This is a genomic window from Pedobacter soli, from assembly GCF_900101435.1.
GTDB lineage: Bacteria > Bacteroidota > Bacteroidia > Sphingobacteriales > Sphingobacteriaceae > Pedobacter > Pedobacter soli.
Genome location: NZ_FMZH01000003.1, coordinates 53,605 through 72,976, shown reverse-complemented (window position 1 = coordinate 72,976; position 19,372 = coordinate 53,605). Strand labels below are relative to the sequence as shown.

The following is a 19,372-nucleotide window of genomic DNA, read 5'->3' as shown; positions in this document are numbered from 1 at the left end:
AGCTATCGGATTTCTGCCCGGCTGGTCAGACGGGTATTTCAGGGGCTAATATATCCTGAAACAAGTTCAGCATGACGGAATTATATCATAAAAAAACTCCCCTCGTTATAAACCAGGGGAGTTTTTCGTTTTTATATAAGTTATTCCATTATGCCTGTGCATCGCGCAACCTTTTTATTTCATCGTGCGAGGTTCTTAATGATGCCTTCTGATCCGAAATTAACTCTCTAATGTTCGATGGCAGATCTTCTTCCTCTAAAGCCATTTTATAGGCGTTTTGCGCTGCGTCTTCACCAAATTCGCAATTGTTTAAAACAGTTTGGCGGTCGTTGCCGGTAAACATAGCCTTAACATCCATCCAAACCCTGTAAATTTTGCCCGAATTGGTGGTTCCGGTTTCAATATCTTCGCCTAAGGCCGATACTTCAGTAGCTAAAGCCATTTTATATTTCTGGCTTTCGCTAATCATGTTTAAAAAGAGTGATTTTAAATCGGCGTCACCATCTTTTAATTCCTTGCGACCTCTTTCATAGCCTTCAATACGGTCGTTATTAATTAAGATGAGATCGTTAAGTACTTCTGCAGTTGCTGTTGCTGTTTTCATGTTGTTATTTTTTATAGTTTTGATGTATAAAAAGAACAGGAGCCATTAAAAAAAGGTTTGTCATTTTTTAAATAGCTCACAACAAGAGGCTATAACTGAAAATATTTGCTGAAATTATTTTTTAGAGAAGTATTGCGCCAGTTTTTCTTTCACGAAACGCCTGACCCGTGTAACCATATTACCTTTCCGTTTGGCTAAAAACTTCTTTATTGATTTATAGGCTAAAGCATCTTCGGCAATTACCGTTGGAAATTCTATAATGGGTTTAGGGTTGATAACTACGTTGTATATATCGTTTATGCCTGAGTGTACGCCGGTTCCATCATGACCAATATTGTTGACCAGGGATTGCGATGGGTTAAGCGTTAAGCCATCTTTTAAGAAAATGGAAGCATACCACCTGATGGCCCAGCTATTGTTTTTACCCTTTTTGAATTCGAGCATTTGTTTCCAGAAATTCATGGTATGATCGATCGAAAATGCTTTCCTCTTTTTCTTGTCGAATTGTTTGATCAGCAGGTTGATATCGGGTTCAAAGTTTTTCCAGGCCCTTCCCCAGGTAGCCCAACCCCAACTGGTTGCAGCGCGGTAAAAAAACGATTGTGGTAGCTTTTCGCCCTCAAGCGGGTACATGTATGCACCGATATGCATTACTTTTTCCTCGTCGCGGTAGCGATTTAATGCATCGTTAAAATAGGCTAAGGTATGTGGTGAAGTAATAAGATCATCTTCAAAAACAATTACCTGATCGTATTCGGCCACCAGTTGGCTTACACCGGCAATTACCGAATTGGCCAAACCTGCATTTTCCTGCCGCTCAGTTACTTTAACTGATTTGAAACCTTTAACTTTATTGATGATAGCCCTTACCTCCTTAACCTTTTCCTCATCGAACGGAGTTTTTGCACCATCAGAAAAAATATATAACTGACTGTCGGCCGCCAGCTCATTTTGCTGCAAAAAGTTTAAGGTACGCTCGGTATGCTGCGGGCGGTTATAAACGAAAAGGGCTATTGGGGCAAGTTTGTGCATGTTAGTTTTTACTATTAAAGAAAGATTGGTTTATGTGCCTTATCCAATACTATATTTTATTCACCATATAAGGCAAGTAAGTTCCATTTAAGTTATGTGGAGACAATATTAAGCAATTGATTCATATATTTCATTCACATATGTTTTCTGCCCCTCAGTAAATATGTGTGAGCAATTGAAATTTATGATTAATCCAATCGGAATATGTAGAAGCTTCATATAAGTTAGAAGCTGGGCAACGTGAATTGGAGATACATTTTCTACGGATTTAAGTTCAACGACTAGAGAATCTTCAATTAATAAATCGCACCTTAAATTTGCATCAATTTCCAGTCCCTTATAATTTATGGGAATAATGAGCTCAGATTTGAATTTAATGTTTCTTAAGCTAAGTTCATGCACCATACATTTGTGATAAGTGCCTTCTAACAAACCTGGGCCTAGTGCTTTATGTACTTCAATGGCTGCTCCATTTACCTTATAAACAAGGTCTTTTAAATAATTTTTTGTTAATAACATTCCCTTTATAAATTAAATTAACAATTAATTCGGGATGATTTTAACTTGCAATTATAGGGGTTTAGGCAAAATTTAACTAAGCTTATATTATCTAATTATGCCTTATATGGTTAAATATATTAATTTAAACTAAAATATATGCAGGTTATGATCTGATTTTTGCGTGAGTACGGTATAAGCATTAGCAAACTGTTCTTGTTTTTTCTTTCCCAATAAATTACCTAAAGCTTTTTTAATCCGGTATTCCAGTTCTATTTTTAAATTCTTAGTAAAGGTTTTTGGTGCTTTCCGGTTAATAAACTCATTAAATTTTACGGTTTCGGTGGCAGTCATCGAAGTTTTATCAGCTAAAATCTCCAGACCTTCACTTTGTAATAAAAACCTGAGCGAAGTTGGGGTGTACATGTTAATGTGTCCGTAATCCAGAAAGTGTTTCATGCGTTTATCTACACCGAAACGATAATCTTTTGGAACTTCTACCACAATGTATTTAGCAACCCGTTTTAACTCCCGGATCAGGATACGTTCGTGTTCTACATGCTCTAAAACGTGCGCTAAAATCACCAGGTCGAAAGTATCATCTGCGTAAGGTATTTTATAACCATCAAAAGTCTGTGCTTCTTTCAGTTTAGGGAGCTTACGTTCTTTAATAATATCGACACCGCTTTGTGCAATTTCCAGGGCATAAAGTTCAGGTGAGAAGCTCCATTCATTTAAAAAATGTAGAATACTGCCATCTCCTGCGCCAACTTCTAAAACTTTTTGGGGTTTAATGCCTTTGCAAACATCAACAATATTTTGTGCTTTATATTTGGCTCCAAGCATGCGCCAGGCTACATCACTATTGGTATAAAAATTATCGTAGGCCGTTTTTACTTCTTCGCTTAGCATAACATGAATACGATTAAATGCCTAAACAGTTGTTTTCTTTATAAAAAACCGAAGTCGCCTTTTCGTAGAATAAGCCCGGCGAGATTCCGCTGAAACTGATTTCTTTGAAACCTTGCGCTTTTAACAGCACGCGTGCCGGGTGGTAAACTTCGCGCTCGCTATCATCTAAAACCAACACGCCATTTGCCGATAATGCATCTACACTATACTTGCAACAATTTACGCGGTCGCGGCCATCAACAATAATAATATCGAATTTGCGGTTAAGTAAGGTTGCTTTTTTTGCATATTCGCCGTCTTTTTGCAGTTCACAAAATATCATTTCGGCATTGGCCGGACTGGTATTTTTTACATTATCGTACCAACCTTTATCATGCTCTACCGAAGTAACTGAACCTGCCCGCTCTGCATAAAATAGTGTAGAACTGCCTGATCCATATTCGAAAATATGTTGTGTTTTGTTGATCCGTTCTTTAATGAAATCGATAAAAGAATAGGTTACCCAGGGTAATGCCTTCCCATTTCCATCTACGGCCTGTTTTTTATCAAAGGCCGTAAACCAGCCAATGCTGTTTAAGTATCCTTTATGTCCGTATGATAATAATGCCTTAAGCCTGTTTGGCTTAGCAATTAGTGTTGTTAATGCTTTAAGAGTACTCAACGTTTAAATATTTTTTGAAATGCTGTTACCAAAAGTAATGATTTTAACATCATTATACCCTGTTGCCGGGTTTTAGGGATTAATAAAATATAAAACGCAGAACTGGCACATGCAATTAAGGTTGCAATTGATGCGCCAATACCGGCATATAGTGGTATTAACCAAAGATTTAAGAGAATATTGATTAGTGCTCCAAAAGCAGTTCGATAAAAGGAAATTTTTGTAAATCCTTCAGCCAGTAAGTATTGGGAACTGGCACTTCCTAAAAATACAAAAACACCAGACCAGATGTGTATTGGGAGCATGTGCTCGGCACCTTCAAAGCGATTATTGTAAATAATATGGATAATGAGGGTTGACGCAAAAGTAACAACTATTGCAACAGGCAAACTTATAGCAACTAACAAGTCGTATAAATTTTGTAACCGTTTAATGTAGCGTTGATGGTCGGTTTTGCGGGCATTTATTAATGCTGGGAAAACTGATGTTACAATAGCCACGGGGATAAAATACCAGGCCTCGCTGATTTTTGCAACTGCACTGTAAATTCCAACAGCGCTACTGCCCACTGTTTTTAACATAACCTGATCTATTTTCATGTAAATAGATACCATAACTGCTGATAAGATTAATGGAGCAGATTGTTTCAAAAGCGATTTTGCGCGCTCTTTTTTAAAGTGCAGGTCAAATAAATTAAAACCCTTGTTTTGATAAAGTAAAATGAGTCCAAAGGCTAAAATAAAACCATCAAAAACCAATGCCCAGGCAAACCAGATTACACGCATGTGTAAAACAACAAGTAATATTTTGACAAGAGCTGAAACAATTACGCATATATTCTGGATATGTACTACATATTTAGATTGTACCTGCGATTGGAAATAGGAATCGATTACATTAAAGGATTTAAAAAACGCAGCAAAGGATAGTAAAGCTACTACATAGGTTAATGGTTCGCCGGGATTATCAGATAATTTGTGAAATAGAAGATATAAACCGATCGAAATTGGGATCAATAATAAGTTAACACTTAACCTTAATAATAATGAGGTGCCTAAAATTTCATCTTTTTTAGTAGGATCATTTAGTATTTCTCTGATGATGAAAGTGTCCAGCCCCAGGGCACCAATAGCTGCCGCAATTGCTGTAAAGGCATCGGCAAAGCTTAAATCGCCGAAAGAAATTGGTCCAAGGAATCGGGCTACTACAAAGCCAACAATCATGCTGAGAATCTTCCCAAACATCACCCAACCCGTATTTTTAAAATACTTGTTAAATGCTTCTTCGTCAAAACCTTTTATGGCGGGTAATTTCATTAACGCAAAGATGTAAAAAAATGTGCGTTAAGCGCCATATTGAAAATTCAAATTGTGTAAGCGGTTATTTCCCCTCGCTTTTAGCCTCAACGGCTTTGCTTTCGGGTGTTTTGGTTTCTGCAGCTGCTGGAGCAATTACCGTTTGTGCGGGTTTGCTGTTTAAAGGAGCGCCAACGGCAATATCGCAACGGTGGTTGGGTTGACCGTGCGGAGGATTCATACCCTTGCCCACTTTAACGTTCGAAACTTGGGTAACTGTAGGTTGAGTGGGAGCTGTTTTTGCTACTGCAATAGGTTTAGAATCTAACGGAGCGCCCACAGCAATATCGCAGCGGTGGCCAGGCTCGCCATGTTTAGGATTTAATTTTTTACCAGAATTACCGGCTGCTGTTACAGCAGGGGCTGGTGCGGGTTGTGTTACAGCCGCTGGTTTTGGTTGCGCGGGTGCTGTTCTGTTTAAAGGCGCGCCCACAGCCAAAGCGCAGGTATGCCCTGCTTCGCCATGTGGCGGATTAAAAATAAGATTGCTCTTTGTACTTGCTGCCGGGGTAGCTGCTGCATTACCTTTTTGTAATCCTTGTATTCCTGCAGGCGTTGGGATCATAACCTGAGCAGGTTCTTTTTTTTCGCCCTTGCAGGCGAAACATAAAGCGATGACTAACAGATAAAAAGCGTTCTTCATGAGGGTTGAGTGTTAAGTATTACCCAAATATGGCGAAATTAATTTACGCCTGAAAGCTCTTTTCTATTCTTTCCAGCTGTTTGAGGTGGTGCTTTAAATGAATTTCGATAAATCTTAACCATTGTTTGGCGTTTAAGTATCCTAAACGCGGGTGTTTTGTCTTGCAGGTAGCCGTTGCTAAACCCACCAAAGGATAATTGTCGGTTAAAGCCTCTTCAAACTCTAGAATAAAATCGAGCGCTTCGGTTTTGCTTATTTTTTTTACCCGGTCAGCCAGTCTTTGGGGTACTTTATATTGCCTTGCCGGTGGCAAAGCACCCAATAAAAGTATAAGCCTGACGGCAAAAGCAGTGGGTTTATCTTCTCCTTTGCCTTTTGCTGCATGTTCTAAGGCGATGAGCGATAACAGGCTCGAATCAAAAATATGCGAATATACTTCGCTGTAACTCCAGCCGGCTATAGGCGGTTGTTGCTGAAAAATATCATCAGCATAAGCAGATAGTTTCGATTTATAGGCATCGACAGTTTTGTGTATCGATGCCTTTATTTTTGCAGCCCTCATATCATAAAGATAAGCGAATTATTCTTTAGCAATGAAATTCAAAAAATCATCTTTGCTTGAAGAAAATCTAAATGTCTCGGCCAATAGCGTGTAGTTCTGTGTATCTATAGTTTTAGCATAAAGATATTTTGCAGTTTCTAAACGCTGATCATCAAAAGAAAACTCTTTAAGCAAGTATCTGATCTGTTCGGTACTGAAAGAAGCATTTTTGCCTGTGGCTTTGATTAACCGCGATCTGCCATCATCGAACCTTTCTTTTTTGTACAAACTAAAAAATTGATAAAAAGCCTCAGGCGACATTAAAGTATAATTCCTTACAGGACCTCTGTCTGGCCTTGGCGAAATACCAGTGTTGTAGGGCTCGCTATAACCATAAAAATCGTCTAATGCATATTGATTGTTGCGGAACAGACTAAGTTGCTTAATTACATTCAACCTGCCATTATCGAAACCTACAATGAGTCGTTCCTGAGCGTTTACATTAAGCTGTTCTTTCAGCATCAATCTATTGCCCTGCATTATAGACAACATAGGTTTGGAATTGTATACATCGTAAAAACGGAACCTGCCTGTGGCAGAACTTACCAGTTCATCGTCTAAATACACCGTATACTTGCCCGGTTTGGTAATTTGAAGGAATACTTCAGCTGTGCTGCGGTTGTTTTGAGCAAAACTTAGGGTAGCAAAGAGCATTGCCAGACCTAAAAAGATGGTTTTTTTCATGTTAATTAAGGTTTCATTTGTGTGTGTACTGAAACCTTGCCAAAGCAATGCCAAAATCAAACAAAAACAGTGTATGGCTAAAAAAGTTTTAATAATTCTTCAAGATGTACAATTTGGTGTTTCACATCTTCGGGTTTTTCCTTTTGCATTGGGTTGAAAAATATGGCTTCCATACCAAAGTTTTGTGCTCCGTAAATATCAGCCTCAAGGCTATCGCCAATCATAATGCTTTCTGCTTTTAATGCTTTTGCTTTATCAAGTGCATATTCGAAAATAATCGGATTAGGTTTGTTAACGCCTACATCTTCCGAGATAATTACATTTTCGAAATAAGGATTCAACTTCGATAAATTCATTTTGGTTAAAGTTGTTTCTTTAAAGCCATTCGAAATGATGTGCAGTGTATATTTTTGTTGCAGATAGGCTAAAACCTGTTCAGCGCCTGCAAATAAGTTGGTTTTAGTTGGCGAAATGTTTACGTAATCGGTTTCAAACTGGTGTGGCACTGCATCAGGATGGATGCCCATTTGAATAAAAGTTTTACTGAATCGCTCTGCCCTTAAAAAATCTTTAGTGATTTTTCCTAAATGATAATCGGCCCACAGCAAATGATTGTTTTCTGTGTAAATACTAATGAAATCGCTGCAGGATTTAATACCCAATGCATCTAATTGATAGGTTTGGTAAAGCTCTTTCAGGGTTTCTTCGGCATTGCGGTCAAAATCCCAGATGGTATGATCGAGATCGAAGAAGATATGTTTTTTCATTAATGTAATTGTAGTTTTTGCAAAGGTAGTTCCTATTACTACTGGAATTATAAATAAGCCGTCATTTTTGATTGAATCTCTTCTATAAGTTCTTCATCCATATATTCGTAATCGTCGGGGATGTTGAGGATCACAAGCTCTTTTTCCATAAGTTCTGTTTCGAAACGCTCTGTTAAGATTTGTTTGTGTCTTTTCTCCATCACAAAAATCGCATCAGCCCATAAAATAAGCTTTGCATTTATTTTGATCCTGGCCGATGGTGCCGTACCTGCTGACCGGATTTCGTGATCGGGATGGTTTTTATAAAGTGTTTCGGCAGTGGCACTACGCCATTTATTTCTGCTGCATACAAAAAGAATATTCAATTGCTTTGTAAAATTAGAAGGTTTCGGGCCAGAGACTTCTGAGAATTAAACCTTTTCTCCATAAGCCAGGTCGCCGGCATCGCCCAAACCAGGAACGATGTATGATTTGCTTGTCATTTCTTCATCAATAGCGCCCAGCCAAAGCTTTGCTTTAGGTAAATTAGCCCTGACATGGGCTACCCCTTCACTGCTGGCTATGGCGGCAACAATGTGTAGTTCGGCAATTTTATAACGGTTAATGAGCTCTTTACAGCACATCACCATGCTTTGGCCTGTTGCCAGCATAGGGTCGGCCATAATCAGTACCCTGCTATCCAGATCGGGCGTAGAAACATAATCCATCTGGATAATAAAATCGCCACTCTTTTTTACCTTCCGGTAGGCCGAAATGAAGCAGCATTCGGCTTTATCAAAAATGTTAAGCAAACCCTGCTGTAGGGGCAAACCGGCCCGGAGTATGGTTGCCAGTACAGGCTGATCGGTTAATACTTCGCATTTAGATATGCCAAGCGGAGTAGTAACTTCTGTCGAAGTGTATTTAAGTGATTTACTGATCTCATAAGCAAAAAACTCCCCAACGCGCTCCATATTTTTGCGAAAACGCATCGAATCCTTCTGGATATTTTCATCCCGAAGTTCGGCAATAAAAGTATTGGCGATAGATTGGGTTTTGCTTAGATCGAAAATCATAATGTTGGTTTTGCTGTACCCTGTTTAAAGATAGACGATAACAGGTTTTCTGCCCTAAATTTAACAATTTTAAGCTTAAAATTTAAACTAAAATCAATTACCTGCGTAATTAAGCATCTCGTTAAATACCTTTTTTAGTTTTTTATATTTTGGGTTTTCAGATAAGCTTTTTAACTGCCAGCTGCTGTAAAAAGTACCGTTAACTACTTTTACAGCATCTACATATTGGTTTACCGTTTTTATTGCGGCATCGGTAGGTAAATACTTTAACACATGATCGGTTAAGCAATAAGGATTTACGGTTAAAGGTGTAACCTTTTCGAGCTGTAAATCGTACCAGTTAAAGGGAGTACAGGTTCCTGCCCTGAAACCAGGTACATTGCTGTAGCCCATCGAGTAATCGGTAGTGATACCCGAGTTCAGAATATTTAAATAACAGATTGGGAATTTTAAAACTTCCAGTTGCTGACTACTTAAAGGAGAAACATTCGGGCGAATTTTCTTCAGTTTGGACAGGCCGTCTTTAATTTCGTTTATTTTTTGTTTGTCGCCGGCACATGGCCTTAATAACCCAACGGCTTTAGCTGTAAGTGCTTTTGCGACACCGTTTACATTGCTATGCGTTAGCGGTACGGCCGGGAAATCAACAAAATAAAGTGGCTGGTGCTTTTTAGTACGGAATAATTGATTTATCTGAACCAATACATCCTCGCTTTTAACCCCAACACCCGTTAACTGATCAAATTTTGAACGGAAGTAGCCGTTTTCTTTTTTAAAAACCGAACTAAAAATAAATCTCGTCTTATTTAAAACACCTTTCGGCATTTTGGGCGAAATGTTAAAATTAATGGTTGGCTGATGATGGAAATTTTTTTCATGAAACTTGAAGTGCGGATACTTTTTCCGGATCATGCTTTTGATAATCAGCGCCCACTCGTCGATAACTGGTCGGTTTAAAACCCGCCACTTGTGCTGCCTGCTTTTAGCAGGGTTAAAATCAGCTGCCGATGTTTTTTGATGAAGATATTCTTCATATCTGCTGATGATAAAAAACGAAGCTGCAAAAACATCAAAAGTCAGCGCAGAGCCTTCAACCGCAAATGGAACCAGGTAATCGCCAAAAGGAATGCTTTTAAGTTTGATTTCTTCGAGCTTTTTTGAAAAAAGCAGTGGTGTACTTTTAAAGAAAAGCTCATCACCCAGGGCTTCATCCCCATAGCTGATTTTTACCTGATCGCTTTGCAGAAAATGCTGACTATTGCCTGTAAATTCCACTTCCGCTTTCAGGATATCTTTAAAAATAAAACTGAAAATATACTTAATCCGAGGCGTTAATATGTTGGAGAAGATGATTAGGTGCATAACTTATTTTAACAACACGGATTTAAAAAAAGATAACAAGAAATAGTCCTCAGCTCATATTAACTTAAATAATATAGCTATTAAAATTAATGGTAATTTAACATCTAACCATTATCTAATACAAAAATTACAGTTAAAAGTTTGCCACAAACCTTTTTTCGGGGTAAAGGATCTTACTGCTTTTACGGGTAGCACCTTTCACAATATGTACAATACTCATTTGGTCATCAAACAGGTCGTAGAGAATGGTATTGTTAACTTCAATAGATCTTACAGCTGATACTTTTTCAACTTCCAGGTAAATATTAGTGGCCTCGTGATCTATTTCAAAGCCTATATAATTCAAGGTTGTTGCTTTTCCATTGGCTTTAACCTGTAAATGTGATAGCAAATATTTTTTAACCAGTTCATCCATCGCTGTTTTCATATTGGGATTGCTCAGGTCTGTTTTTTGTTTGTATAATCTGGCTAAAATCGATTCAAAATCATCCGAAAAAATCTTACAGCTTATCTCAAGCGTTTTGTCTTTTGCATTAAAGTTTACTTCGGTAGTACTTACGTGTAAAGGGTGCCTAACACCTGCCTCAACCACAAAAAAGGTACAACACAAGAGCAGCACAACAAATTTTAATTTACGCATGGGTATATTTTTGACTTTAACGCAAAGTTAAAAGATAAATTGGCTACTTATTAAATGTAATCAAGGTGTTATGTCCGTTGCGTTCTACCTGGAGGCTTTTAAAATCTAAACGGGCAAATATTCGGCTCAGTTTTTGGTGTGAAGGATGTACGTGTGTAAGTTTGATATTAAAGTTTTCATTAATCCAGTAGCTGAACCTAATCAGCATTTTTTTTAATCCGCTTTCTTTTTTCAGCTCTTCCTGTAGAAATTTCTCATTGTTAACTACAATAAAGCCAAAGCCATCTTTTTTAACCAGGTTGTAAATGCGGGTAGCAAACTGATTGTCGTTGATGCAGTAATACCAGCAGATCCGGTTAAAAATCATATCGTATTTTCCTTCTGCTTCTTCGAGGTAACCCAGCGAAAAATTTATAGCTATACTTTCTGCATTAGCCTTGTTTTTGGCAATTTCCAAATAATTTTGGCTGATATCGTGCCAGGTAACTTTAGCCCCTTTTTTAGCAAATTCAATGCTGTACTGGCCCGGACCTGCGCCTAAATCCAATATGCTTTTATCCCGTAAATCGGCTACCTGCGTATTAATTGCATCAACAAGGCTGCTATCTACCTTACTGTATTCGTTGGCAGCATATTTTTCTGCAAAGGCTTTTGGGACAGGATCAAAGCCGCTTTGCGGCTTTTGAAAATAATATTTAAGCCTTAGCATAATACCATATTAAATAAGTTCAGTTACCTTGTACCAATATACCTTGTTAACCTTGTATAATGAAACAACAATTTAGTTTACAACTGTAAACACAGGTGTTTCTTAAAACAAAATGGTTTAAAAACGGTAACAAATTTGGGATTTATCGTTTTCTGTACCTGATATTTGGTGTTTTTGTAATTAAAAGCATAATTTTAGTCTTTATAAACTATTTTTAATTGAGATAGTTAGCTTACTATTCATGCCGTTACAAGATTTTATCTTTTATTTTAAACTGGGTTGGGAACACATTATTAGTATTGATGCGCTGGATCATCAGCTTTTTGTTTTGGCGCTCGTTGCCATTTACAGTTACAAAAACCTGAAACAGGTACTGATACTGGTTACCGCTTTTACCATTGGTCATTCGCTAACTTTGCTTTTAAGTGTTTTAGATTACATCAGGTTTGATAGTAAGTGGGTAGAGTTTTTAATTCCCTGTACCATTGTAATTACTGCTGTAAGCAATATGTTCAGGAAGAATTTTTCTTTGAAATCGGTTAAAATTAACTACTCCCTGGCTTTGGGTTTTGGGCTAATACATGGGATGGGTTTTGCTAATTCGATCAGGATGATGCTGGCCAAAGACCAAAACATTGGCTGGGGGCTCTTTGGCTTTAACGTTGGTCTGGAGGCCGGACAAATTTTTGTGGTGATGATTATTTTACTCATTACCTTTTTAATTTTTAACTATACCCGCATCAAACGATTGAGCTGGGTTTTATTTATATCAGCAGCCGTATTTAGCCTGGCTTTAAAAATGGCTTTAGAGAGAATTCCATTTTAACTAACATCATAATGAATAAACTGTTTACTTTAACAGGCCTGCTACTTTTTTCTGGTAGCTTAGCTTTTGCCCAAAATACTCAGAATAATCCTGGCAGTAACCATGGCAATAAATTTGAGCAATTGGGTACCATTTTACCTACACCAAATGAGCAGCGTACCGCCAGTGGTGCCCCGGGCGTTAAGTATTGGCAGCAACGTGCCGATTACAACATCAAGTGCGAACTGGATGAGAAAAATTTGTTGCTTACCGGTTCAGAAACGGTAACCTATACCAATAACTCGCCTGATCCCTTAACTTACATCTGGTTGCAGTTAGATGAAAACGAACACAGCACCGATAAAAATGCCAATTATCAGGATGCTACTAAAATGCCGGCAATCGGTACTATCCAAAATTTAGACCAGCTAAGTGCAAAAGGCAATAATGGTAATGGGATTAACATTACTAAATTAACCGATGCTACGGGCAAAAATTTAAAATATACGGTTAACAAAACCATGATGCGGGTGGATTTGCCTGTAGCGTTAAGAACCGGGCAGAAACTGATATTTAACATCGACTGGAATTATAAAATTACGGACCGCATGTCAGTTGGTGGCCGTGGAGGTTATGAATATTTCCCAACTGATGGAAACTACCTGTTTACCATGACCCAGTGGTACCCACGCTTGTGTGTGTACAGCGATTTTCAGGGATGGCAAAACCACCAGTTTACAGGCAGAGGTGAATTTGCCTTAACCTTTGGCGATTTTAAAGTACAAATGACCGTTCCGGCCGATCACCTGGTAGGTTCAACAGGCGAGTGTATCAACTACAGTGCTGTTTTAAATCCTACGCAGTTAAGCCGCTATAATACAGCTAAAACTGCTGCGGCACCTGTCGAAATCCAGACTTTAGCTGAGGCTAAAGCTGCTGAAGCTAAAAAATCGACAGCTAAAAAGACCTGGGTTTTCAATGCAAACAATGTGCGCGATTTTGCCTGGACTTCTTCTCGTAAGTTTATCTGGGATGCCATGCCGCAAAAAATACAGGCCAATAACAATACCGTTATGTGTATGAGTTTTTATGGGAAAGAAGCCTATAACCTGTATAGCAAATTTTCTACACGTGCAGTAGCCCATACCATTAAAACCTATTCTGATTTTACCATTCCTTATCCATATCCGGTTGCGCAGAGTATTGAGGCTGCAAATGGAATGGAATATCCAATGATTTGTTTCAACTATGGCCGTACCGATGCAGATGGAACTTATAGCGAAAGCACTAAAAATGGTATGTTGGGCGTAATCATCCACGAAGTTGGCCACAACTTTTTCCCGATGATTGTAAACAGTGATGAGCGTCAGTGGACCTGGATGGATGAAGGCTTGAATTCTTTTGTAGAGTATTTAACCGAAGAGCTTTGGGACAATAAATTCCCGAGTAAAAAGGGACCGGCATATACCATTGTAGATTACATGAAACTGCCAAAAGATGAGCTGGAGCCAATTATGACCAATTCTGAAAATATTGCACGTTTTGGTCCGAATGCCTATTCAAAACCGGCAACAGGATTAAATATTCTTCGCGAAACCATTATGGGCAGAGAATTATTCGACTATGCATTTAAAGAATACGCCAGAAGATGGGCTTTTAAACACCCTGAACCTGCCGATCTTTTCCGTACGATGGAAGATGCCAGCGGCGAAGATCTGGATTGGTTTTGGAGAGGCTGGTTTTACGGAACCGACCCATGCGATATTGCTTTAGACAGTGTGAAATTTGCAAAAGCCGATTTCCCTAAAGAAGTGCCTGCTGCAAGATCGAGAATGGTTAAAATTGATAAACCTGCTGTAAATGCTTTTGAGGATATTTCGAAAATCAGAAACCGCGAAGACAAGAAAATCAGCTTCTATGTAGATAAAAATACTGCAGCCCAGGATTTCTATTATAAATATGATAGAGGAATGGTTACTATCGATACAACACTGGCAACCAAAATGGAAGGCAGTATGCCTTTAGATGTGGTGCCGGCAGCTGAGCAGGATAAGTATGAAAATAAATTTCTTTATGAGTTAAGTTTCAGCAATAAAGGCGGTTTGGTTATGCCAATTATTGTAGAGTTTACCTATAAAGATGGTACCAAAGAAATCGACCGCATTCCGGCGCAAATCTGGAGACACAATGAATTGAAAACTTCTAAGTTTTACGTAAAAGATAAAGAAGTAGCTTCTATTTTGGTCGATCCGTTACGCGAAACAGCGGATATTGATACCAGTAACAATAGCTGGGGAGGCAAAGCTAAGGAAAGTAAATTTAAAGCTTACAAAGCAAAAGCCGGCGGTGCCGTTAGAGGCCAGTCGGTTGGCAAAAACCCAATGCAACAAGCTGCAAGTAAATAACAAAAAATCCCCGTTGAGTTTCAGCGGGGATTTTTTGTTAACCTGGTAAATCAAAAGTTTAACTTTCGATTTACCAGGTTGTATGCTGTTTATATGCTTTATAAGTGCTTTGTGAAAAAGCATTGATTTTTTTCGGCCCCTCATCTCAGGCAATTTTTCAATCCTCTAACACAAAATTACTTTTCGATGGTTGAATAAAACATGCTAAATTGTTTAGCATCATAAAATTTCAGTAAATTTGGTTATCGATGAAATTTAAAATCACCTCAGAATATAAACCTACCGGAGATCAACCCAGTGCTATTAAACAATTGGTTGATGGCGTAAACGCCAATGAACATTACCAAACTTTATTGGGCGTAACCGGATCAGGAAAAACTTTTACCGTAGCCAATGTAATTGAGCAAACTCAAAAGCCAACATTGATTTTAAGCCACAATAAAACACTGGCTGCGCAACTATATGGCGAGTTTAAGAATTTCTTTCCCGAAAACTCTGTCAATTACTTTGTTTCCTACTACGATTATTACCAGCCAGAAGCCTTTATTGCTTCCAGCAATACCTATATCGAAAAAGATCTGAGCATTAATGAAGAGATCGAGAAATTGCGTTTACGTACCACATCATCTTTAATGAGTGGCAGGCGTGATATTATCGTGGTTTCGTCTATTTCCTGTATTTATGGTATGGGTAATCCCGAAGATTTCTCTAAAATGGTTTTCCGTTTTGGTGTTGGATTGAGGATTTCAAGAAATGCTTTTTTACATAGCTTGGTAGAAATTTTATACTCGCGTACCACAACCGATTTTAAACGCGGTACATTCAGGGTTAAGGGAGATACTGTTGATGTTTTCCCAGCGTATCTAGACCATGCTTATCGCATTTCGTTTTTTGGCGATGACATTGAAGAGCTTTCAACCATTGATCCCGTTTCGGGCAAAACTTTAGAAAAGTTGGAAGATATGGCCATTTATCCAGCCAACCTTTTCGTTACACCTAAAGATCGTTTCAACTCTTCTATTTGGGGCATTCAGGAAGAATTGGAAGTTAGAAAAAACCAGTTAATTGCCGACAGGCATTTGCTTGAGGCCAAGCGTTTAGAAGAACGAACCAATTTCGATATTGAAATGATGAAAGAGCTGGGTTATTGCTCTGGTATTGAAAACTACTCACGCTTCTTCGATGGCCGTCAGCCAGGTATGCGCCCATTCTGTTTACTGGATTATTTTCCGGATGATTATTTAATGGTGATTGATGAAAGTCACGTTACTGTGCCACAAATCAGAGCCATGTATGGTGGCGACAGATCGCGTAAGCTTTCGCTCGTAGAATATGGTTTCCGTTTACCAGCTGCATTGGATAACAGGCCATTAAATTTTAACGAATTTGAAGCACTGGCTCCGCAAACCATTTATGTAAGTGCAACCCCTGCCGAATACGAACTCGAAAAATCGGAAGGTGTAGTAATCGAGCAGGTAATCAGACCTACTGGTTTGTTAGATCCGATTATTGAAATCAGGCCTGCCATTAACCAGGTAGATGATTTGCTTGATGAGATAGACCTGACCATAAAAGATGGCGGCCGTATTCTGGTAACCACTTTAACTAAAAGGATGGCAGAGGAGCTGACCAAATACCTGGATCGTTTAAACATTAAAACCCGCTATATCCACTCTGAAATTAAGACTTTGGAACGTGTGGAAATCCTGCGTGGCTTGCGTTTGGGCGAGTTTGATGTTTTGGTGGGAATTAACCTTTTGCGTGAAGGTTTGGATTTACCAGAAGTAACATTAGTGGCTATTTTGGATGCCGATAAAGAAGGTTTTTTACGTTCAGAAAAATCGCTGATCCAAACCATTGGTCGTGCTGCGCGTAACGATAGGGGGCGCGTAATTATGTATGCCGATGGCATGACCGAGAGCATGGAGAAAACGATAGATGAAACCAATCGTCGCCGTGAAAAACAGATCGCTTATAATCTGGAACATGGTATTACACCAAAAACCGTGGGTAAATCGCGCGAAGCCATTTTAGAACAAACTTCCGTACTTGATTTCTCGCAAAAAGCAAGCGATAATAAAGCCAGGGCTTACATCGAAAATGCCGAAATCAGTATTGCTGCCGATCCGATTGTTCAGTACATGGGCAAAGGAGAAATGCAGCGCGCTATTGATAATACCCGTAAAGACATGCAGAAGGCTGCCAAAGAGATGGACTTTTTACAAGCCGCAAAACTGCGCGATGAAATGTTTGCGCTGGAGAAAATGTTTAACGAGAAGTTTTCAAAATAATTTACTCGTTTTCGTTTTTTGAGGATTTATCGGTCTTTACAACGTAGGTTTCGGTTATACTATCGTGCCACCCTCTATAAAGAAAAATAAATGATAATGCTTCAAAGGGTATTAATCGTGCAAATGTGCGTCCGATCCTTTGCTTTGTATTTGGCCTTCCAGCAATTTCATCTACAATTGTATTACCTAAAATTATTTTACCCATAGAAGTATTAAAAATACCTTCGCTTATCAAGTAATAAAAAAATAAACTAAAATATACTGGTAAATAAATCCGATCTTGATAATTAAAAATGTAGCCTATCGTAGATAAAAAGCTATTCTCGCTCTTTGTCAGAACAAAAATTATTCGGTCAATAAAATCAATATTATAATAAAGAAAACAAAAAACGAAGATAATATCTACGATTCGGTGCAGTAGACGTTGCATTTTGCTTACCCCTGTGAATTCAAACTCATTATTGTGCTTTGTTAATTTTGGTTTGAGCTGCTTTTGTAAATAAAGAAGTATGTATGTATTTAAGCCAATTGCAACGATCCACATTGTAAAATGTCTTATTTCTATTTTAAGAATTAAGTCTTGATCTTCTGATACAGCATTTAAAATTCTGATTAGGAAAAAAAACATCTGTGAAAAAATGAAATATAAAAGTACAATTCTCAATAAAGCAGTTCTTTTATAATTTGAAAAAGCAAAGATCAATATCCCCAATAAATTAAATAAAAGTATGATTGGGAAAATGTAGTTTGTTAGATAAAAAGGAGAACCTTTTTGAACAGTCTGTAATAAAGCGGAGAAAAAATCAATAGAAATTATAATATGATATAAGAGGGCAGCTATTAATAATAATAAAATAATTAGACTTTTTTTCATTTGAGCGTTTTTTGAATAGGTACCAAGATATGCTTTAATTTTTATTAACCTCAATAAAATATTTGTTTGGTAACGTTTTGGTTTTAAAGAGTGATTTTTAGATAATTTGAATTAGAATTGCAGTTCAATAAGTTATCTAAAAATCATTAAATGAAATCTTTAAAACTAGTAACGCTGATCGTACTCAGCGCTATCGGTCTGTGTGGCTATGCCCAGAACCAGACAAATATTACACTTCCACTAGGTGGTAATGCTTACAGCTCATTACATCAAGACTCAGAAAGAACTTTATCCAATCGGGGAATAGTAAACTGGACCAATCCAAAAGAATATTTTACAGCATATTTCAGGGTTGCTAAACCTGGTACAGTTATCGTTTCGATCAATGATAAACCAGTTGTTGATGGGCAATCAACGCTGGAGTTTTCTATAAACAATCAACCTCAGAAAGTAAGTTTTGATGAAAGCAAAGCTTTTGAGGGTAAAATTGGTGAGTGGACAATTAAAGATACCGGTTACGTTGCCTTAACCATTAAAGGAGTGAGCAAAAGCGCAAACAAATTTCCTTCCATTGCAAATTTGACGATTGGGGGATCAGCTATTGAAGGCAAAACAGCCTATGTTAAAAATAACGAAGGCAATTTCTTTCATTGGGGACGCCGCGGGCCATCTGTTCACTTAAACTACTTGCAACCCGAAAATGTAAATGCTGAGTGGTATTACAACGAAGTTACCGTACCAAAAGGTGAAGATATTTTAGGCTCTTATTTCATGGCCAATGGCTTTGGCGAGGGTTATTTCGGCATGCAGGTAAACAGCCCTACAGAAAGACACATCCTGTTTTCGGTTTGGAGTCCTTTCAATACCGATGATCCTAAAAGCATTCCCGATTCGCACAAAATTAAGATGTTAAAGAAAGGCGAAAATGTACATACCGGCGAATTTGGTAATGAAGGTGCAGGCGGACAGAGTTATTTAAATTACATGTGGAAAGCCGGAAATACCTATAAGTTTTTATTGCACGGTACACCGGGTAAAGACAGTACAACCACCTATACAGCCTACTTTTTTGCACCTGAAACCAATAAATGGCAGTTAATTGCCAGCTTTACCAGGCCACAAACCAAAACCTATTTAAAGCGTTTCCATTCCTTCTTAGAAAATTTTTCACCTGTACAGGGCGATTTATCCAGAAAAGTTTTGTTTAACAACCAGTGGATTTGCGATAATAAAGGCGTTTGGACCGAATTAAAATCGGCCAGGTTCACTACAGATAATACCGGTATGAAAGGTTACCGGATGGATTATCAGGGCGGGATTGATAAGGGAGCGTTTTATCTTAAAAATGGTGGTTTTTTTAACGATTATACTTCGCCAAGAAAAGTGTTAAACAGAACGACTGAAGGTAAACGACCAGAAATAGATTTCAGTAAATTACCATAGATATTCAAAATTATTGTGGAATTTTGGTTTT

The 19,372-nt window shown here is 38.1% G+C and carries 20 protein-coding genes; 4 read left to right on the top strand and 16 right to left on the bottom strand.

Annotated features, from left to right (window positions below):
- Nucleotides 1–148 precede the first annotated feature (148 nt).
- From BLR37_RS07675 to BLR37_RS07605, 15 genes are all read right to left on the bottom strand, one after another.
- Complete coding sequence (locus BLR37_RS07675) at nt 149–604, bottom strand: PA2169 family four-helix-bundle protein (RefSeq protein WP_039475992.1); 456 nt, start codon at nt 602–604, stop codon at nt 149–151.
- A gap of 114 nt (nt 605–718) precedes the next feature.
- Entirely contained in the window at nt 719–1,636 is a 918-nt protein-coding gene (locus tag BLR37_RS07670) for a glycosyltransferase family protein (RefSeq protein ID WP_090766775.1), read from the bottom strand.
- A 108-nt stretch (nt 1,637–1,744) separates the two neighbouring features.
- Nucleotides 1,745–2,155: a GxxExxY protein gene (locus tag BLR37_RS07665; RefSeq protein WP_090766773.1), complete on the bottom strand. Its 411-nt coding sequence runs from the start codon at nt 2,153–2,155 to the stop codon at nt 1,745–1,747.
- A gap of 129 nt (nt 2,156–2,284) precedes the next feature.
- Nucleotides 2,285–3,046, bottom strand: coding sequence for a class I SAM-dependent methyltransferase (locus BLR37_RS07660; protein WP_090766770.1), 762 nt, complete (start codon nt 3,044–3,046; stop codon nt 2,285–2,287).
- A gap of 13 nt (nt 3,047–3,059) precedes the next feature.
- Nucleotides 3,060–3,707, bottom strand: a complete 648-nt coding sequence (locus BLR37_RS07655; protein WP_090766766.1) for a class I SAM-dependent methyltransferase — start codon at nt 3,705–3,707, stop codon at nt 3,060–3,062.
- Nucleotides 3,704–5,023 (bottom strand): flippase, encoded by a 1,320-nt coding sequence (locus tag BLR37_RS07650; protein WP_090766763.1) that lies wholly within the window; start codon nt 5,021–5,023, stop codon nt 3,704–3,706. Before BLR37_RS07650 ends, BLR37_RS07655 begins: the two co-directional genes overlap by 4 nt.
- Nucleotides 5,024–5,087: 64 nt before the next feature.
- Nucleotides 5,088–5,705 (bottom strand): hypothetical protein, encoded by a 618-nt coding sequence (locus BLR37_RS07645; RefSeq protein ID WP_090766760.1) that lies wholly within the window; start codon nt 5,703–5,705, stop codon nt 5,088–5,090.
- 43 nt (nt 5,706–5,748) lie between these two features.
- Complete coding sequence (locus tag BLR37_RS07640) at nt 5,749–6,267, bottom strand: DUF1569 domain-containing protein (RefSeq protein ID WP_090766757.1); 519 nt, start codon at nt 6,265–6,267, stop codon at nt 5,749–5,751.
- Between the two features lie 18 nt (nt 6,268–6,285).
- Nucleotides 6,286–6,990, bottom strand: a complete 705-nt coding sequence (locus BLR37_RS07635; protein WP_143009552.1) for a proline and serine-rich protein 1 family protein — start codon at nt 6,988–6,990, stop codon at nt 6,286–6,288.
- Between the two features lie 77 nt (nt 6,991–7,067).
- Nucleotides 7,068–7,757: a YjjG family noncanonical pyrimidine nucleotidase gene (locus BLR37_RS07630; protein ID WP_090766752.1), complete on the bottom strand. Its 690-nt coding sequence runs from the start codon at nt 7,755–7,757 to the stop codon at nt 7,068–7,070.
- A 47-nt stretch (nt 7,758–7,804) separates the two neighbouring features.
- A complete protein-coding gene (locus BLR37_RS07625; RefSeq protein WP_090766749.1) occupies nt 7,805–8,122 on the bottom strand; it encodes a low molecular weight protein tyrosine phosphatase family protein in 318 nt (105 codons plus the stop codon).
- 45 nt (nt 8,123–8,167) lie between these two features.
- Nucleotides 8,168–8,812, bottom strand: coding sequence for a uracil phosphoribosyltransferase (gene upp / locus BLR37_RS07620; RefSeq protein ID WP_090766747.1), 645 nt, complete (start codon nt 8,810–8,812; stop codon nt 8,168–8,170).
- A 93-nt stretch (nt 8,813–8,905) separates the two neighbouring features.
- The gene (locus BLR37_RS07615; RefSeq protein ID WP_090766744.1) at nt 8,906–10,174 is read right to left on the bottom strand and encodes a DUF7033 domain-containing protein; all 1,269 of its coding nucleotides are present in this window, start codon (nt 10,172–10,174) and stop codon (nt 8,906–8,908) included.
- A gap of 133 nt (nt 10,175–10,307) precedes the next feature.
- Nucleotides 10,308–10,814 (bottom strand): DUF6702 family protein, encoded by a 507-nt coding sequence (locus BLR37_RS07610; RefSeq protein WP_090766741.1) that lies wholly within the window; start codon nt 10,812–10,814, stop codon nt 10,308–10,310.
- Between the two features lie 43 nt (nt 10,815–10,857).
- A complete protein-coding gene (locus BLR37_RS07605; RefSeq protein ID WP_090766738.1) occupies nt 10,858–11,523 on the bottom strand; it encodes a class I SAM-dependent methyltransferase in 666 nt (221 codons plus the stop codon).
- A gap of 241 nt (nt 11,524–11,764) precedes the next feature.
- Here BLR37_RS07605 and BLR37_RS07600 point away from each other — a divergent pair, with 241 nt between their 5' ends.
- The 3 genes from BLR37_RS07600 (at nt 11,765) to uvrB (ending at nt 17,024) form a co-directional block, all read left to right on the top strand.
- Nucleotides 11,765–12,349, top strand: coding sequence for a HupE/UreJ family protein (locus BLR37_RS07600; RefSeq protein ID WP_090766735.1), 585 nt, complete (start codon nt 11,765–11,767; stop codon nt 12,347–12,349).
- Nucleotides 12,350–12,360: 11 nt separating this feature from the next.
- Nucleotides 12,361–14,733 (top strand): M1 family metallopeptidase, encoded by a 2,373-nt coding sequence (locus BLR37_RS07595; protein ID WP_090766732.1) that lies wholly within the window; start codon nt 12,361–12,363, stop codon nt 14,731–14,733.
- Between the two features lie 248 nt (nt 14,734–14,981).
- The gene (gene uvrB, locus BLR37_RS07590) at nt 14,982–17,024 is read left to right on the top strand and encodes an excinuclease ABC subunit UvrB (protein WP_090766729.1); all 2,043 of its coding nucleotides are present in this window, start codon (nt 14,982–14,984) and stop codon (nt 17,022–17,024) included.
- A 1-nt stretch (nt 17,025) separates the two neighbouring features.
- Here the strand turns inward: uvrB and BLR37_RS07585 are convergent, their stop codons facing one another.
- Nucleotides 17,026–17,898: an RDD family protein gene (locus BLR37_RS07585; protein WP_143009551.1), complete on the bottom strand. Its 873-nt coding sequence runs from the start codon at nt 17,896–17,898 to the stop codon at nt 17,026–17,028.
- A 150-nt stretch (nt 17,899–18,048) separates the two neighbouring features.
- Here BLR37_RS07585 and BLR37_RS07580 point away from each other — a divergent pair, with 150 nt between their 5' ends.
- Entirely contained in the window at nt 18,049–19,341 is a 1,293-nt protein-coding gene (locus BLR37_RS07580) for a DUF3472 domain-containing protein (protein WP_090766723.1), read from the top strand.
- Nucleotides 19,342–19,372 lie beyond the last annotated feature (31 nt).

What these genes read in the sequence shown, in the direction of transcription:
- BLR37_RS07580 (WP_090766723.1), top strand. Translation starts at nt 18,049, where the DNA reads ATGAAATCTTTAAAACTAGTAACGCTGATCGTACTCAGCGCTATCGGT.
- BLR37_RS07635 (WP_143009552.1), bottom strand. Translation starts at nt 6,990, where the DNA reads ATGAAAAAAACCATCTTTTTAGGTCTGGCAATGCTCTTTGCTACCCTA.
- BLR37_RS07650 (WP_090766763.1), bottom strand. Translation starts at nt 5,023, where the DNA reads ATGAAATTACCCGCCATAAAAGGTTTTGACGAAGAAGCATTTAACAAG.
- BLR37_RS07600 (WP_090766735.1), top strand. Translation starts at nt 11,765, where the DNA reads ATGCCGTTACAAGATTTTATCTTTTATTTTAAACTGGGTTGGGAACAC.
- BLR37_RS07610 (WP_090766741.1), bottom strand. Translation starts at nt 10,814, where the DNA reads ATGCGTAAATTAAAATTTGTTGTGCTGCTCTTGTGTTGTACCTTTTTT.
- uvrB (WP_090766729.1), top strand. Translation starts at nt 14,982, where the DNA reads ATGAAATTTAAAATCACCTCAGAATATAAACCTACCGGAGATCAACCC.
- BLR37_RS07670 (WP_090766775.1), bottom strand. Translation starts at nt 1,636, where the DNA reads ATGCACAAACTTGCCCCAATAGCCCTTTTCGTTTATAACCGCCCGCAG.
- upp (WP_090766747.1), bottom strand. Translation starts at nt 8,812, where the DNA reads ATGATTTTCGATCTAAGCAAAACCCAATCTATCGCCAATACTTTTATT.
- BLR37_RS07585 (WP_143009551.1), bottom strand. Translation starts at nt 17,898, where the DNA reads ATGAAAAAAAGTCTAATTATTTTATTATTATTAATAGCTGCCCTCTTA.
- BLR37_RS07630 (WP_090766752.1), bottom strand. Translation starts at nt 7,757, where the DNA reads ATGAAAAAACATATCTTCTTCGATCTCGATCATACCATCTGGGATTTT.
- BLR37_RS07665 (WP_090766773.1), bottom strand. Translation starts at nt 2,155, where the DNA reads ATGTTATTAACAAAAAATTATTTAAAAGACCTTGTTTATAAGGTAAAT.
- BLR37_RS07675 (WP_039475992.1), bottom strand. Translation starts at nt 604, where the DNA reads ATGAAAACAGCAACAGCAACTGCAGAAGTACTTAACGATCTCATCTTA.
- BLR37_RS07605 (WP_090766738.1), bottom strand. Translation starts at nt 11,523, where the DNA reads ATGCTAAGGCTTAAATATTATTTTCAAAAGCCGCAAAGCGGCTTTGAT.
- BLR37_RS07660 (WP_090766770.1), bottom strand. Translation starts at nt 3,046, where the DNA reads ATGCTAAGCGAAGAAGTAAAAACGGCCTACGATAATTTTTATACCAAT.
- BLR37_RS07595 (WP_090766732.1), top strand. Translation starts at nt 12,361, where the DNA reads ATGAATAAACTGTTTACTTTAACAGGCCTGCTACTTTTTTCTGGTAGC.
- BLR37_RS07615 (WP_090766744.1), bottom strand. Translation starts at nt 10,174, where the DNA reads ATGCACCTAATCATCTTCTCCAACATATTAACGCCTCGGATTAAGTAT.
- BLR37_RS07640 (WP_090766757.1), bottom strand. Translation starts at nt 6,267, where the DNA reads ATGAGGGCTGCAAAAATAAAGGCATCGATACACAAAACTGTCGATGCC.
- BLR37_RS07645 (WP_090766760.1), bottom strand. Translation starts at nt 5,705, where the DNA reads ATGAAGAACGCTTTTTATCTGTTAGTCATCGCTTTATGTTTCGCCTGC.